The organism is Serratia nevei, assembly GCF_024160145.1.
GTDB classification, from domain to species: domain Bacteria; phylum Pseudomonadota; class Gammaproteobacteria; order Enterobacterales; family Enterobacteriaceae; genus Serratia; species Serratia nevei_A.
The window spans coordinates 66,226-80,827 of the sequence record NZ_JAMYWQ010000008.1 but is presented as its reverse complement, the minus strand read 5'-3'; the positions used below and the strand labels follow the sequence as shown (position 1 = coordinate 80,827).

Sequence of the window (14,602 nt, the reverse complement as noted above, 5' to 3'; positions counted from 1 at the left end):
TAAGTTAATTCATGTATTTTTAGCAAGAATTTTTTAAAGAACACCAAAATAACTCGTATATTTGTTTTTTCATCCAATTGAAAAATAGGATAATTTGCATACAGGTTATAAGGATTCTTGAGTTATGGTAATATAAAGCAACAAATATATTGCTTGGAGAAGTGAACTTGGATACATTATTTAAGATTTTTGAAAAATTTAGTTCAAGGCCGCTTTATTTTCTTTGGTTTATCAGTATGTGAACTTTTACAAAAAGAGTCAGCATTAAAAAGTCCTAACACAGAAAACATACTATATCTTTTATCTGCAATGATAATGGTAGTCTTTTTAACAGGGGGATATGAATGGCTCATATTTAAGTTCAATGTCACATTGGAACCTCATGATCAGGGCGATATCGGCCCTACGATTGGAACGGCAACATTAGCAGTTTATTTGGTTTATGCATTTCATTTTTTAAGTGAGAAACCAGATGCCTTAAATCTCAAGTTGTTAACTAATTCAGGATTCATTTATAGCACAACTTTATTGTTATTTTCGCTTGAGTCAATGAAACTTAGGAGATTAAAGCAGAGATAATAATTAAGTTTCGGAAGAGTATTAAATATAACTTGGTACTATGAAAAGCCGATATAACTATACTCCTATATCATATCGGCTTTTCATGTTTTAAGGCATCATAGATACATAATCCACACCAATTCTAGAACTGTATTGCGACGCAATAGCTTGGTATCGTTCAGCATAACCACTTCGAAGCTGGGATTTTAATTTCAGTTTAACTGGTACATTTTGTACGTTGTCATCCATGCTACTCAAGAATACCGCTGAAAGTATATTTTTCTCTTCCCCCGGAACAGTATGACCGTGATTTAAAACAACCATATAATCAACCACTGGTAAAGTTTTATCGCCTTCAAATATAGATAAATATTTTCTGGTATTCTTATGAATTACATAAATATACTTGGATTGTTCTGCATTAGGTAATGCTTTATTCTGGTTAGCATTGAAAAGTTCTAACACCTTAATTAAACGATGAGGACTTAATCTTTTATGATGTGGATCATTACCCTGAGTAGGAACAAGATCGCAAGCAGCAGAAACACATAAATACCATTTTTCAGATTCAGTATCGAAGAAAATTGTACCTGTTGAAATATGTCCTTCTTCAAAATTCCTAGAAGACAAATTCATGTTCAAAGCATGATACATCTCATTAAACGAGCTTGCATTTGCAGGTAAATTCATTTGTTTTGAACAATACTCTAATGATTTCGCTTCTCCATTACTTTTAAAATCAGTTGTATATGTTTCAAAAACATCATTAATGAAGCCTACTAAAGATTTATTTCCCTTCAATCTTTCATAGAGTTCTTCAGATAAATTACTAAAAACAAATTCAATGTTTTTCCTTTTAATTTCATCAGAAGCGGAATTTAATATTTGATTCAACCATCCAGCTTGACCATAACCATCATTAGCTAAATGGTTATTGAAAGAAAGCGCTTCTGCTTCAATAGTATTTTGAATCTCTGACTTGATAATTTGATAGTAAGATGGGTTCCATTCAATTAATGATTCATTTAGTGTTTGCCAAATTCTCTCACCATCACTTTCATGATTATCTTTATCCTTATGGAACACACTGATAAATATATTACCACTTTGAATCCATTTATTACCGGCAGTATCCCCTACAACCATGCTTTTTGTCATATAATCTGGAATGACGGCATTTTCAGCGACTGCATATTCAGAAATCATCTTAGCAATGAAATTAATATCATTTTGCTCTGTAAGGCCTCCATCATTTCGGATTGCTTTCTTAATACGCTTACATAGGCAGTCATCTTGGATATATAGTACAGTTTCATCCCTCGTTAATGCCCTTTCTCCTTTGTGGTTCAAATCAGGTAAAATAACACTCTGCCAGTATTCAATTAATTCATCATTTTCTGTTTCAAGTATTTTATCATTACAATTTTCGATCCCTCTTAGAGAAGAAGCAATTTGCATCCAAACAGTTTTGAGCTCCTCTCTCGTATAAATAACAATCATATTCAAATGATCAGAATTTTTTAATTCTTTTAATATTGTAATAGTTTTATCCGGTGCATTGTTATCTAAATGATAATCCATTATGACCAAATCTGACTTACGGATCCGGTCAACATCAAAGTTTACTGAACCGTTGTCAATATCACAGATCATATTCTTGGTTTGAAAATATTCTTCGAGGGTAGCAGCACGCTTTGAGGAATCAATTTTTGCTGGGTCTAATTTTATCTCGCTATTAAGTGCTTTGATAGAGTCAGAATAAGTAATAAAATCGTCATCTATCATTACTACTGAACGAATAGCATTATCACAAAAAGTTTTCTGCACAAGGGAATTATAAGTTGTTATAGTCATGTTATGACTCCACTCCATTGAACTTAATTACGAAATTAGCACCATCTTTAATTAAATAGTCATCTTCAACATTTGGATCAGAATACCAAATCTTGTGGTGTGCTACAGCTAAATTCTCCCTGCATAAATAAAGCCCGACACCATGACCATTAGCTCTTTTGCTATAAAACAATTCAAATAAACGAGGAATGTCATCTGGGTCTATAGCAGGGCCTGTATTTGCAATTATAACTAGATAATTAACAAAATCTATTTTGATAAGACGATTATCGGACAAACTCACCCAATACATTGCGTTATTTATAATATTAGTAAAAACCGGATATATTCGTGAAGGTATATCATTGATAGATATGTTCTTAAAATCATCACCGAACTCAATGGAAATACGTTGTCTTTCAAAACGATCACCAAAAAATTTCAGGATATAATCCATTATATTTTTCCCAGAAATTTTTTGCCTTGACTGATATCCAGATATTTTCAAAGGTGATAAAAACCGGATTTGTTGTGTTAATGATCTATGTGCATTCAGAGCCAATGTGAAACCTGGGTGTTCCTTCGCGGTTGAAGGCAAAGAATTTAGTCCTCGTGTAACCATCGAGTCCATTTCTTCAAGCTCGTGTGAGAGTATTTCGACGCTGATTCCCAACTGAGCCAAAGCATTTAAACTCTTAGCTTTATCCTCGAAATACTCTCTTTCTTCTTCTGATAGCGAAAAAGCGGAGTCTAAATTTACTCCTTCAAATAACCTTTCTAATCCTTTATTTATAGATTGGTATTTGAATGTTAGGGAGTCAATTGTTTCAATATAAATGCTATCGAGTAAATTTAAAACATTCTCGATCTCAGTATTGACATTAATTGAGTCAACTATTGATATAGCTTTAGAGTAATATATAGCTCTATCACTTTTAATTTCTTCTCCCCATTTCTTTAAGAGTGCATTTGTTTTTTCATCTATATTATTACTAAACTTGGTTAATCTGGCATTTATGATCCCTTGATTTTTATCAAGATGATTTTTACCTACTAACGAAGGTTCTAACTTATTTAATTCAGAATCCAATTTGTTAACTATTAATTTCATCTCTAATATATACGCAGAGAATTCATTGTATTTATCACGATAATTTCTATATCTCTCCTCATATACACCAATTTTAGGTGGCTTAGTTGGAGTTTTTATTTCTGTTCTCAATGATTCTAAATTAGCAAGGTCAGCATCTATTTCTTTTATATAATTAAAATCATGCTTGTTTTGATTGCTATCTAATTTAGTCTTCAATTTTTTTACAGCTTCAAGCGAAGCATCTAAAACGGGAGTTTGCGTTTTTAGTGCCTCAGAGAAACTCTTTTGTGTAGATTTACGAGCTTGTTGCTGTGCTGATTTTCGTAATTCCTTTTCACGTTTAACTTGCTCAAGAAGTTCTTTACGATCTTCGGAATGTTTACCAAAAAATCTATCCGCTAATGATGTTAATAAATCTGAAACTAATGTTTTCAATTCTCTAGCAGCTTGGTTTCGAATGAAGCCTTCCCTTCCTGATTTATCCTTTAGTTCTTTATTATTTGATTGTGTGATACTGATAAATCCGAAAATTCTTCGGTTAGACCAATAGTACCGTCCAGCATTCCATGAACGTCTTTCCTCGATCTGGAAGAAATCATTATCTACTCGTCCATATGGCAACACTCTTAAATTATCCCGAAACACCATAAGCCCAGCATATTTTTTTGCCTTGAGGTCAAAATGTGTATGCTCTCGCTCGGTGTGCGAGGTATTTTGCGGCAGAAATTCTAATGTCCCAATTTGAATTTCAAATGGTCCGACTCCAGAATCAGAATTAACACTTATGCTGGCAGGAATAACTACTTCGCCCTTATCCTCACCAAAAGCTTTTACGCGACCTCTAAACCAACCTTTCTCATCAACATAGCCTACAACAGTGTGCTCTAAAGCATCAAAATCGCTTTTACTAAATACATCCGATTGCTTTAATATTTGACGATGGTAACCATTGGCCTTAACTGTATATATCTCATAAGAGAATGATAGATCCTCTAAAATATAAGGATTTACAAATGCCCTTAAAGTGTCAACCAAGCTTTGTTCAACATCAGATAACTCTGCATTATCCTTAGCTAAATCCCCTGCATTGGTTAATAATGACAAATCTCGTCCAAGCTCCAATAAAAAGAGAGCGGTACCATGTTTACCACCGTCTATCTTTTCAACTTTGATTAAGATTTCTTCCCAAGGAACGAAGACACTAGGATCTATTTTAAATTGATCACAAAAATTAATTATTTTATCTTGAGTAGTAATAAAGTCACTTTTTTCATTTACAGTTTTCTCGTCTTCTGAGAATTTTTCCCAAGCTGCTTTTGTGAGGAGATGATTAAAATGACGAACTTCATCTTCATCTTTGCTGGGAAAGGATACATTCTTCTTAAGTTCAATGAGCAAACCAGATAAAACATCAGAGAGAGAATCTATATTTTCAAACTCTCTGAATGGAACAGTGACATCGTCAAATGAGAGATACGGGTTTTCGAAAAGCCTCCAATCAATTAGTAAGGCAACATAATTATTATCCATTTTCTTAGTAACAAGAAAAGTTACGGGAGATAGAAAAGCAGCAGATAATCGCCCAATCCCTTTTTCTCCTTGAGTTTTTCGGATACCTAATCCGAACCGCTCATTTTCTTCTAAGGTGTTCTTTCTCGTTTTAGATTCGGTGCCAACAACAAGCCAATTATCAATAATTTGTTGCAAGGACATTCCGCAACCGTTATCTATAAGGGCTCCGCAAGGATAATCGCCATCTATTGTGTATAATGCCACATCTCTTGCATAAGCATCATATGCATTTTTCCAAAGCTCGCTTACAGCAGTTGGGCAATCTGCAATCTGCCCCTTACCGAGATGTTCAATTGTCCTTGCTCTCGCTTTAAAGCTAAGAGATCTCATCTGCATTTTTATCATCCCTTTCAGAGTTATTGCTTATTATTTCAATACAAGATTTCAGAAGAATTTTCCCTAGATTCACAGGAACAGCATTTCCAACCTGTTTACCTTGACTAATGATGCCACCAGAAAAAATGTAATCATCGGGGAATGTTTGAAATCGTGCCGCATGTCTCACGGTAATTCCATGATTATCCCACGGATGCAGGAAACGTCCTTTTGAGGGATTAAAACAACCAGTAGTTATAGTTGGGCCTGGCATTGACAACCTTATCCGACCATAAACATCTGTATGACCTGAATATCCATTAGAATGACATGGTAATCTAAAATCAACATCTTCCCGACTACCATTAATTGGTGTTAAATTGAACCTTTCAATCATATAGTCGGCATGGTTCATGTGTACATTATTCGGGTCACTCTTATCCTCTTTAAGAGGACTTTTGAACTTTAATGTCTGAGTGACATCTTGACCTAAAACAACACTAATTCTTTCAAAAACCGATGGTGATGGTTTTTCAAAAATCTCAGAAGCATTAATCCAATGAGGGGTTTTATCTTTAAAATGAGTTGGAGGTGGTGGCCAATCACCTTCGTTGAGAAAAATGTCATCTCTAAGACCCAAGATAAATACCCGGCCTCTATTTTGAGGAACTCCATAATCTTTTGCATTCAGCTTTAATGGCCCGACTATTTTATAACCACTATTAGCCGCAAGCATTTTGAAGTTATTTAAGTAGTCTTTATGCTTTTCCCAAAGTAAACCCGGCACATTTTCAACAAGGAATATCTTGGGTCGAAATATTTTAACAAAGTCATAGTAACGAATTAACAATTCGTTCCTTGGATCATTTACACCAGCATTTTTTATTCTATGTGATGAAAAACCTTGGCAAGGTGGCCCACCAATGATTATATCCAATTCTTTTTCTTTGAGTTTTAAGCAATCCATTAACTCATCAGGTGAAATAGTCATAATATCCTTGTTTATTAATTTTATGCTATTTTCTCTTTTTTGAATTAAATTTCTGCTGTACGTATCACATGCATCTTGATCAAGTTCTATTGCAGCTAAAATTTCAATACCCAGATCCAGAGCTGCTAACGAAAAGCCTCCCGCACCTGAAAAAAGATCTATTGCCTTGATTTTGTTCAATTTACCCTTCACTTTTGTAAGCAGTCATATTCTTGTGACTGATTTTACATTATGCAGGCTTCTATCACAATCCAAAGGTAACATCAAGACATTGATTATCTTGCACGACTATGGTGTATAAATAGATCTCATTGTACTATTGAGTGCATAAAGGTTTACTTAATTTTCTAAATTTTAAAAAGCCTCCGCTAATAAATAGTATTATTAATATCCGAACTATGAAACCTCATCAAGATTAGAACGTAGATCTCACTGCACCTTGGTTCACTCCCTGGATATAATTAAGTCATAATAAGGAGTAACCGATTCCTGCCTCCCGAGCATACAAAAATTATTAATGGATGCTAGTTGTCGCAAGTTGTCTTTATCCATGTTCCAAAATGCATTCGCTATGAAATATTTTTTGGGTAGAATAACAAATCTGAAACCTATCATTAATATCACCATATTAAAACCTAATACGGCTCCAACATAACCTCCTCACCCCGTTTCCACACGATAAACCCGGCTTCATACGGATGCAAAGGCGTACTGACAATAACACTGTATCCTTCACCAAGGATAAAATCATACTCATCGATGCCAGGAACACACTTCCCAGGTTCCAATCCAATAGGCGTGTTTGCATATGATCTTTCATAGACATAATTATCATTGCCATACTTCCATATGGCTACCTTGAGAATGGACTCCTCTCTTTCCATATCATTCTTATCAACAAAAACGCAGATCTTGCTGCCTACAGTCGTTGCTTTTGCCGGGCGTAAATTGACTTTATCCCCCATAGGACAACCAGAGATAAAAAGAGGAATAAAGAGTAAGAGGAATTTTTTCATAGTGGCAGCCCTGCGCTTCTGATTATGGGTTGAAATTTTGACAATGTACTTCTGTCTACTATCCCTGAGTAATTCCTACCGTATAAACCGATAAAATCGCTAACACCAAACTTCTTGAGATAGAAATAGTCTGCAATTATCGATGCTTGCTGTTCCATACTATACTCACGCAACAGCAACCGATCGAGCCGATATTGATAGCTCGCCGCCCAACTGAGAAGCCCACGGGTACGCACCCACATGCCTCTTTGATGCTGCCAAACATGTGCCATCTCGTGGATAAACAGGTGCTGTGCCAAATGATGCACCGTAAAATCAGGTCGGTATAAAGCCCTGCGAAAATACAGCTCCCCATTCGGGCTCATCGCCGTGTACTGATTCTGTAGCCCAAACGGCAGGTAACTGTCGCAGTGAACCAATACGGTCTGATAGAAAATGGTGCTGCCAAACACTGAACGCGCCAGATTGACTTCGCCCGGCGTTAACGCCCGCGTGCTCCCTTCCTGTTGTGGCTCCATCCTGGAATTCCTTGATCCGAAAGGGTTCAATGAAACGCTATTTTAGCCTTTAAGGTCAATCAGATAGGCCTTATGAAAGCATCAGGAAGATCCGGTTTTTACTGAAATGGGAAATACGTCAATACAGAGTAAAGTGGGTAGGTAATTGCGGCAGGCAGATTCCAGGCACAAAAAAACCACCTCTCGGTGGCTTCTTGTTCGCGCGGTACTTAATGGTGCCGAAGGCCGGACTCGAACCGGCACGTATCTCTACGGTTGATTTTGAATCAACTGCGTCTACCGATTTCGCCACTTCGGCACTGAAGTAGTATGCGGAAAACGGGTGAATTATACCTTCCCGCGACCAGCACGCAACACTTATCCGTTGTTCAATGAGTTAAGTGTCGAAAAAACCGCCGCAACGCGCGTTTGCACGCCCCGCCTTCCCGCTGTGCGCCCTTCACAACCCTGTTGATGATGAGCATGCTACATCCACAGGCTGTTGCAACGAGCATCCAGGAACAGGCGTCACGCGCGATGCCGTCCGATCCCAGGTTTCAGCATCGTTGCACAGAGTAATGATAATTCATGTGCCGTACGTCACTCACTCCCGCTAGCCAGAGCCGCTCGCCCAACTAGCGAAACAGGTTCAGGAACCCGCCACACGAAAGGGCACATATTCCTCCCGCCATCACCACTGATTCACCCAGCGCCAGTCAAAAACAAAATAATCCCCAGCCGCAATGGCAATGCTGCAAATAATTGCATACCCATGTGTCAGCCAATAAAGAATCAGGTTGCGCAACATTTCGAGAACACTATTTTTTCATTGGTGGATATCAGGTAGGAAATAAAAAAATCGGAATGGTGCTCTCAAAGGTGAAAGAGTAATTCTATTAGATGAGTTTTATCTTAAATCACCAGAAAATAGCGTACAGACCTAACAAAATGGCTGGTTAATGCCTAAAAACCAGCTGAGATCGCTTGCCTCTTCAGAGTTAATAGCTTTAAGATGGTGTAAGAAAATTTTCCCTGGTGTTGGCCAATATTGGCAACCTGGCCCTACGCGGTCAGGTTTTTTTTTGTATTTTTTATCAAAACATTACCGGAGAAGTGTATCGCCTCAAGGGGTGCGAAACTAGTTAGACTAAAGTACAGTCCCTTACTAGACCTTTATCAGTTCAACCTGGTGATTATTTCAAATTGCAGAGTTCGGAGCCGCCGATACGCTATTGCGGCCTTCACGTTAATCGCCACGGCGCCAAATCAATACCGGTTAACGCTCGCTATTTCCCGAATCGAAAGACGCTGCTCGCCAGCCGATATTTTCTCCCTTTAGACGTATCCCGCTGATGAGTTCTGCGCAGCCGTTGCCTTAGTACTCCACCGGCTTAATCAGCCGCAGCTCCATCCCCAGGCGCACGGCATGTCGGGCATTCGTTACCCCCAGCTTTTTGACGACGTTGGACATATGAAACTTGATGGTGCCGGTCTTTATGCCCAGGATCATCGCCGTTTCCTGGTAGGTTTTGCCCACGCTGGCCCAATAGAGGATCTCGTTTTCCCTGTCGGTAAAACGGGCGTTTCTCTCCAGCGCTGCGGCGTTTTTTGCTGACAGTGGTGACAGCGCCAGATAGGACTCATGCAGCGAGGCCAGCAATACTGAAATGTCGCCTTTACGCTCGGTGAGCGCCTGGATGGCTTCCATTTTCTGTTCCGCGCTAAAGGCAAAGGAAAGCGTGACGAGATTGTCGTTGTAATCGTGCAGCACGAAGGTATAGCCATGCGTCACGCCAAACTCGCGGGCCTGCTCGAACAGTTCGGGAAAGTGCAGCCCTGCGTCAGCCATAATTTGCTCGTCCCAGGCGAAGGGGGTCAGGCGATTGCGGGCGGTGAGTACCACCGGATCAATGTACTGCAACCCCTGCTCCTGATACTTTTTTACCCATTCACTCGGGTAGTTGGTGACGCCAAAGATGCAGGCAATGTCTTTTTTGGATAACACCACATACGCCCACAGGAGATCGCCCAACTCCCCAAGTGCCGCTTCCAGGCGCTTGCCGATAATGTTGCTGAGGTTATATTCATCTTCCATTGGCTGCCTGCTCCCTCTCCCTGCATTGCCACTGAAGTGACTATAACACGACAAAAACCGCAGGCGGGGGCATGCCGCACCAACAAAAAAGGCGCGGCCCCGCGGCCACGCCTTTCTTCACTACCGCTCGCCCCGCTACTTGCGTTTGAGCAGCATATACACGCTGATCAGCAGGAACAGCATGCTCGGCAGCAGCGCGCCCAGCACCGGCGGCATGCTGTAGACCATGCTCAGCGGGCCGAAGATCTGATCCAGCACGTAGAACAGGAAGCCGAAGCTGATGCCGGTCACCACGCGGATACCCATCGGCACGCTGCGCAGCGGGCCGAAGATGAACGACAGCGCCATCAGCATCATCACCGCCACCGACAGCGGCGAGAAGATTTTTCTCCACATGTTGAGCTGGTATTTGTTGGATTCCTGGCCGCTCTGCTTCAGGTACTTCACGTAGTTGTGCAGCCCGCTGATGGAGAGCGAATCCGGATCCAGCGCCACCACGCCCAGCTTGTCCGGGGTCAGGTTGGTTTTCCATTCGCCGGTCAGCGTCTGGGTACCGGTCACCTGTTTCGGGTTGGTCAGATCCGAGGTGTCCACCTGCGAAAGCTGCCACAGGCCTTTCTCGAAGCTGGCGGTGGCGGCATAGCGCACCGTCTCCAGGCGACGCTGATCGTTGAAGTGGTAGATGTTTACGCCGGAAAGTTCTTTATCGCCGGAGACGCGCTCGATGTAGATGAAATCGTTGCCGTCCTTCGCCCACAGCCCGCTCTTGGTGGAGAGCAGCGAGCCGCCGTACATCTGCTGGGCACGATAGTTGCGCGCCATCTGCTCGCCCTGCGGCGCCACCCACTCGCCGATCGCCATGGTCAGCAGCACCAGCGGAATGGCGGTTTTCATCACCGAGCCGGCGATCTGCAGGCGGGTGAAGCCGGAAGCCTGCATCACCACCAGTTCACTGCGCGTCGCCAGTTGGCCCAGGCCGAGCAGCGCGCCGAGCAGCGCCGCCATCGGGAAGAAGATCTCGATGTCTTTCGGCACGCTCAGCAGGGTGTACATGCCGGCGCTCAGCGCGGTGTATTCGCCCTGGCCGACCTTGCGCAGCTGATCGACAAACTTGATGATGCCGGACAGCGACACCAGCATGAACAGCGTCATGATGATGGTGTTGAAAATCGTTTTACCGATATAACGGTCTAATACGCCAAACATCAGGCCGCTCCTCTCAGGCGTGCGCGCAGCTTGCGCATCGGCACGGTATCCCACAGGTTCAGCGCCAGCGCGATCGCCAAGTAAACGCCGTTAACCAGCCACAGCCACAGCATCGGATCCAGCTTGCCCTTGCCGGCGTTGGAGCGCAGCGAGGTCTGCAGCAGGAAGAAGATCAGATACAGCAGGATGGCCGGCAGCATGCTCAGCACACGGCCCTGGCGCGGGTTCACCGCGCTGAGCGGCACCACCAGCAGCGCCATCAGCGCCACCGATACCACCAGCGTCAGGCGCCAGTGCAGCTCGGCGCGCGCGTCCGGATCGTCGGATTCCCACAGCGTCTGCATCGACATCTGTTCGGATTCGGTGTTGTCCGCCGCCACGGTGCGATGGCCAATCACCGCCTTGTAGTCGGTGAAGTCGGTAATGCGGAAGTCGCGCAGCAGCGCGGTGCCTTCAAAGCGGGTGCCCTTGTCGAGCGTCACCACCTGCGAGCCGTCTTTCTGCTGCACGATGTTGCCGTGCTCGGCCACCACCACCGACGGGCGTTGGTTGCCGTTCGGCCGCAGCTGCGCCAGGAACACGTCGTTGAAGGTGCTGCCCTTCACGTTGCCGATAAACAGCACCGCGTTGCCGTCCTGCGAGGGTTTGAACTGCCCTTCCGCCAGCCCGGCGATGCTCGGGTTGGCCTTGGCTTCGTTCACCACCACGTCCTGATAGCGCGAGGCCCAGGGGCCGGCCCAAAACACGTTCACCGCCGCGACCGCAGAGGTGAACAGCGCCAGGATCATGGCGGCGATAATCAGGGTGCGTTTGCCCAGCCCGCAGGCGTGCATAACGGTGATTTCGCTCTCGGTATACAACCGCCCAAGCGTCATCAGCAAGCCGAGAAACAGGCTCAAAGGCAGGATGAGCTGCGCCATTTTCGGCACGCCCAACGCGAGCAGAGAGAGAACTAAGTTTGTCGGGATATTGCCGTCCACCGCGTCGCCCAGCACCCTGACCAGGTTCTGACAAAAGAAGATCAGAAGCAGGATGAACAGGATGGCGATTTGGCTCTTGAGCGTTTCCCGTACCAGATATCTTATGATGATCACGCTTATTACGCCTGTGAAAACTTGTCTTTTTGCAGGAAAATCGATAATTTCATCGTTAATCCGCCATTTATTCTCATCATATGGCAACCTTCACAGCTAAAATAGTATTACAACATCAAGCCGTTTGGGTGTCCTATAGGAACTTGCTTATAGTCGCCAAAACAGAGCAATTTATGCCGTTCAGGTTAACATAATTCGTTAACTCAAATGGCAGGAGATCGTTACGGAGTCGGTTATTCTAGCCGTAGCGTCCGCCTTTGTCTTTAAGATTCAGGAGAGTGCATGGAGTTCAGTGTAAAAAGCGGTAGCCCGGAAAAACAGCGCAGTGCCTGTATTGTAGTCGGCGTTTTCGAACCGCGCCGCCTGTCCCCTATCGCAGAACAACTCGACAAAATCAGTGATGGTTATATCAGCGCATTGCTGCGCCGTGGCGAACTGGAAGGCAAGGTCGGGCAGACGCTGCTACTGCACCATGTGCCCAACATTCTCTCCGAGCGCATCCTGCTGATCGGCTGCGGCAAAGAGCGCGAGCTCGATGAGCGCCAATACAAGCAGGTGATCCAGAAAACCATCAATACCCTCAACGACACCGGCTCGATGGAAGCGGTCTGCTTCCTGACCGAGCTGCACGTGAAAGGCCGCAACACCTACTGGAAAGTGCGTCAGGCGGTAGAAACCGCCAAAGAGACGCTCTACACCTTCGATCAGCTGAAAAGCAACAAGGTGGAGCCGCGCCGTCCGCTGCGCAAAATGGTGTTCAACGTGCCGACCCGCCGTGAGCTCACCAGCGGCGAGCGCGCTATCCAGCACGGCCTGGCGGTGGCTTCCGGCATCAAGGCGGCCAAAGATCTCGGCAACATGCCGCCGAACATCTGTAACGCCGGCTACCTGGCCTCGCAGGCCCGCCAGCTGGCGGACGCCTTCAGCACCCACATCACCACCCGCGTCATCGGCGAACAGCAGATGAAAGAGCTGGGCATGAACGCCTATCTGGCGGTCGGCGCCGGTTCGCAGAACGAATCATTGATGTCGGTGATGGAATATAAGGGCAACCCAAATCCGGACGCTAAGCCGATCGTGCTGGTCGGTAAAGGGCTGACCTTCGACTCCGGCGGCATCTCGATCAAGCCGGCCGACGGCATGGACGAGATGAAATACGACATGTGCGGCGCGGCAACCGTGTACGGCGTGATGCGCGTGGTGGCGGAGCTGAACCTGCCGCTGAACGTGATCGGCGTGCTGGCCGGCTGTGAAAACATGCCGGGCGGCCGGGCATACCGTCCGGGCGACGTGCTGACCACCATGTCCGGCCAGACCGTCGAGGTGCTGAACACCGACGCCGAAGGCCGTCTGGTACTGTGCGACACCCTGACCTACGTCGAGCGCTTCGAGCCGGAGCTGGTGATCGACATCGCCACCCTGACCGGCGCCTGCGTGATCGCCCTGGGCCACCACATCACCGGCCTGATGTCGAACCACAACCCGCTGGCGCACGAGCTGCTGGGCGCTTCCGAGCAGGCAGGCGACCGCGCCTGGCGCCTGCCGATGGCCGACGAGTACTACGAGCAGCTGGACTCCAACTTCGCCGACATGGCGAACATCGGTGGCCGCCCTGGCGGCGCCATCACCGCCGCCTGCTTCCTGTCGCGCTTCACCCGCAAGTACACCTGGGCGCACCTGGATATCGCCGGCACCGCCTGGCGCTCCGGTAAAGCCAAGGGCGCGACCGGCCGCCCGGTGGCGCTGCTGTCGCAGTTCTTGCTCAACCGTGCAGGCCTGAACGGCGACGATTAAATCTGAGCGGTAATTCAGGTATAATCCTAAGGGGCACAGCATGCTGTGCCCCTACATTTTTTTATCGGCAGCGGTGGATCCTTAATGAAACAGGCGACGTTTTATTTGCTCGACAACGCGGAACCGTCTGGCGCGCTCAGCGCCCATGAGGCCGTGGCCTGCGCCGTTGCCGCCAGCGGCTTCCGTTCCGGCAAGCGGGTGCTGATCGCCTGCGAGAGCCAGGAGCAGGCCCAGCGGCTGGACGAAGCGCTGTGGCAGCGCGAGCCGCATGAATTCGTGCCGCACAACCTGGCCGGCGAAGGGCCGCACTACGGTGCGCCGGTGGAACTGTGCTGGCCCGGCAAGCGCGGCAATGCCCCGCGCGATCTGCTGATCGCCCTGCTGCCGCAGTTTGCCGATTTTGCTACCGCTTTCCATGAAGTGGTAGACTTCGTTCCTTACGAAGACACTCTGAAACAGTTGGCGCGCGACCGTTACAAGGCCTATCGCAGCGTCGGCTTCCATTTGACCACGGCTACGCCGCCAACTCACTGAA

11 protein-coding genes and 1 tRNA gene are annotated in these 14,602 nt (G+C 45.5%); 3 read left to right on the top strand and 9 right to left on the bottom strand.

Annotated features, from left to right (window positions below):
• Positions 1–189 precede the first annotated feature (189 nt).
• A complete protein-coding gene (locus M6G53_RS08225) occupies positions 190–579 on the top strand; it encodes a hypothetical protein (RefSeq protein ID WP_253330414.1) in 390 nt (129 codons plus the stop codon).
• Positions 580–669: 90 nt separating this feature from the next.
• Here the strand turns inward: M6G53_RS08225 and M6G53_RS08220 are convergent, their stop codons facing one another.
• The 9 genes from M6G53_RS08220 to lptF form a co-directional block, all read right to left on the bottom strand.
• Positions 670–2,415, bottom strand: a complete 1,746-nt coding sequence (locus M6G53_RS08220; RefSeq protein WP_253330412.1) for a response regulator receiver domain — start codon at positions 2,413–2,415, stop codon at positions 670–672.
• 1 nt (position 2,416) lies between these two features.
• Positions 2,417–5,395, bottom strand: a complete 2,979-nt coding sequence (locus tag M6G53_RS08215; RefSeq protein ID WP_253330410.1) for an ATP-binding protein — start codon at positions 5,393–5,395, stop codon at positions 2,417–2,419.
• Positions 5,376–6,536 (bottom strand): DNA cytosine methyltransferase, encoded by a 1,161-nt coding sequence (locus tag M6G53_RS08210; protein ID WP_436286518.1) that lies wholly within the window; start codon positions 6,534–6,536, stop codon positions 5,376–5,378. The genes M6G53_RS08215 and M6G53_RS08210 overlap by 20 nt, the downstream gene beginning before the upstream one ends.
• A 464-nt stretch (positions 6,537–7,000) precedes the next feature.
• The gene (locus M6G53_RS08205) at positions 7,001–7,381 is read right to left on the bottom strand and encodes a putative T6SS immunity periplasmic lipoprotein (RefSeq protein WP_253330406.1); all 381 of its coding nucleotides are present in this window, start codon (positions 7,379–7,381) and stop codon (positions 7,001–7,003) included.
• On the bottom strand, positions 7,378–7,899 hold the full coding sequence (locus tag M6G53_RS08200; RefSeq protein WP_253330404.1) for a type IV secretion protein Rhs: 522 nt from the start codon (positions 7,897–7,899) through the stop codon (positions 7,378–7,380). The genes M6G53_RS08205 and M6G53_RS08200 overlap by 4 nt, the downstream gene beginning before the upstream one ends.
• A 213-nt stretch (positions 7,900–8,112) precedes the next feature.
• Positions 8,113–8,197: transfer RNA gene (locus M6G53_RS08195), tRNA-Leu, on the bottom strand.
• A gap of 1,056 nt (positions 8,198–9,253) precedes the next feature.
• Positions 9,254–9,973 carry a LuxR family transcriptional regulator gene (locus M6G53_RS08190; protein WP_253330403.1) on the bottom strand — a complete coding sequence of 240 codons (720 nt, stop codon included), beginning with the start codon at positions 9,971–9,973 and terminating at the stop codon, positions 9,254–9,256.
• Between the two features lie 135 nt (positions 9,974–10,108).
• A complete protein-coding gene (gene lptG / locus M6G53_RS08185; RefSeq protein WP_253330399.1) occupies positions 10,109–11,179 on the bottom strand; it encodes an LPS export ABC transporter permease LptG in 1,071 nt (356 codons plus the stop codon).
• Positions 11,179–12,273: an LPS export ABC transporter permease LptF gene (gene lptF, locus M6G53_RS08180; RefSeq protein ID WP_253330397.1), complete on the bottom strand. Its 1,095-nt coding sequence runs from the start codon at positions 12,271–12,273 to the stop codon at positions 11,179–11,181. The genes lptG and lptF overlap by 1 nt, the downstream gene beginning before the upstream one ends.
• Before the next feature lie 282 nt (positions 12,274–12,555).
• Between lptF and pepA the strand changes: the two genes are divergently transcribed.
• Positions 12,556–14,067, top strand: coding sequence for a leucyl aminopeptidase (gene pepA, locus M6G53_RS08175; RefSeq protein WP_033636874.1), 1,512 nt, complete (start codon positions 12,556–12,558; stop codon positions 14,065–14,067).
• A gap of 84 nt (positions 14,068–14,151) precedes the next feature.
• Positions 14,152–14,601, top strand: coding sequence for a DNA polymerase III subunit chi (locus M6G53_RS08170; RefSeq protein ID WP_025305119.1), 450 nt, complete (start codon positions 14,152–14,154; stop codon positions 14,599–14,601).
• Position 14,602 lies beyond the last annotated feature (1 nt).

Excerpts from the sequence above, each read along its gene's own strand:
- pepA (WP_033636874.1), top strand. The coding sequence starts at position 12,556 with ATGGAGTTCAGTGTAAAAAGCGGTAGCCCGGAAAAACAGCGCAGTGCC.
- M6G53_RS08200 (WP_253330404.1), bottom strand. The coding sequence starts at position 7,899 with ATGGAGCCACAACAGGAAGGGAGCACGCGGGCGTTAACGCCGGGCGAA.
- M6G53_RS08205 (WP_253330406.1), bottom strand. The coding sequence starts at position 7,381 with ATGAAAAAATTCCTCTTACTCTTTATTCCTCTTTTTATCTCTGGTTGT.
- M6G53_RS08170 (WP_025305119.1), top strand. The coding sequence starts at position 14,152 with ATGAAACAGGCGACGTTTTATTTGCTCGACAACGCGGAACCGTCTGGC.
- lptG (WP_253330399.1), bottom strand. The coding sequence starts at position 11,179 with ATGTTTGGCGTATTAGACCGTTATATCGGTAAAACGATTTTCAACACC.
- M6G53_RS08190 (WP_253330403.1), bottom strand. The coding sequence starts at position 9,973 with ATGGAAGATGAATATAACCTCAGCAACATTATCGGCAAGCGCCTGGAA.
- M6G53_RS08215 (WP_253330410.1), bottom strand. The coding sequence starts at position 5,395 with ATGCAGATGAGATCTCTTAGCTTTAAAGCGAGAGCAAGGACAATTGAA.
- M6G53_RS08220 (WP_253330412.1), bottom strand. The coding sequence starts at position 2,415 with ATGACTATAACAACTTATAATTCCCTTGTGCAGAAAACTTTTTGTGAT.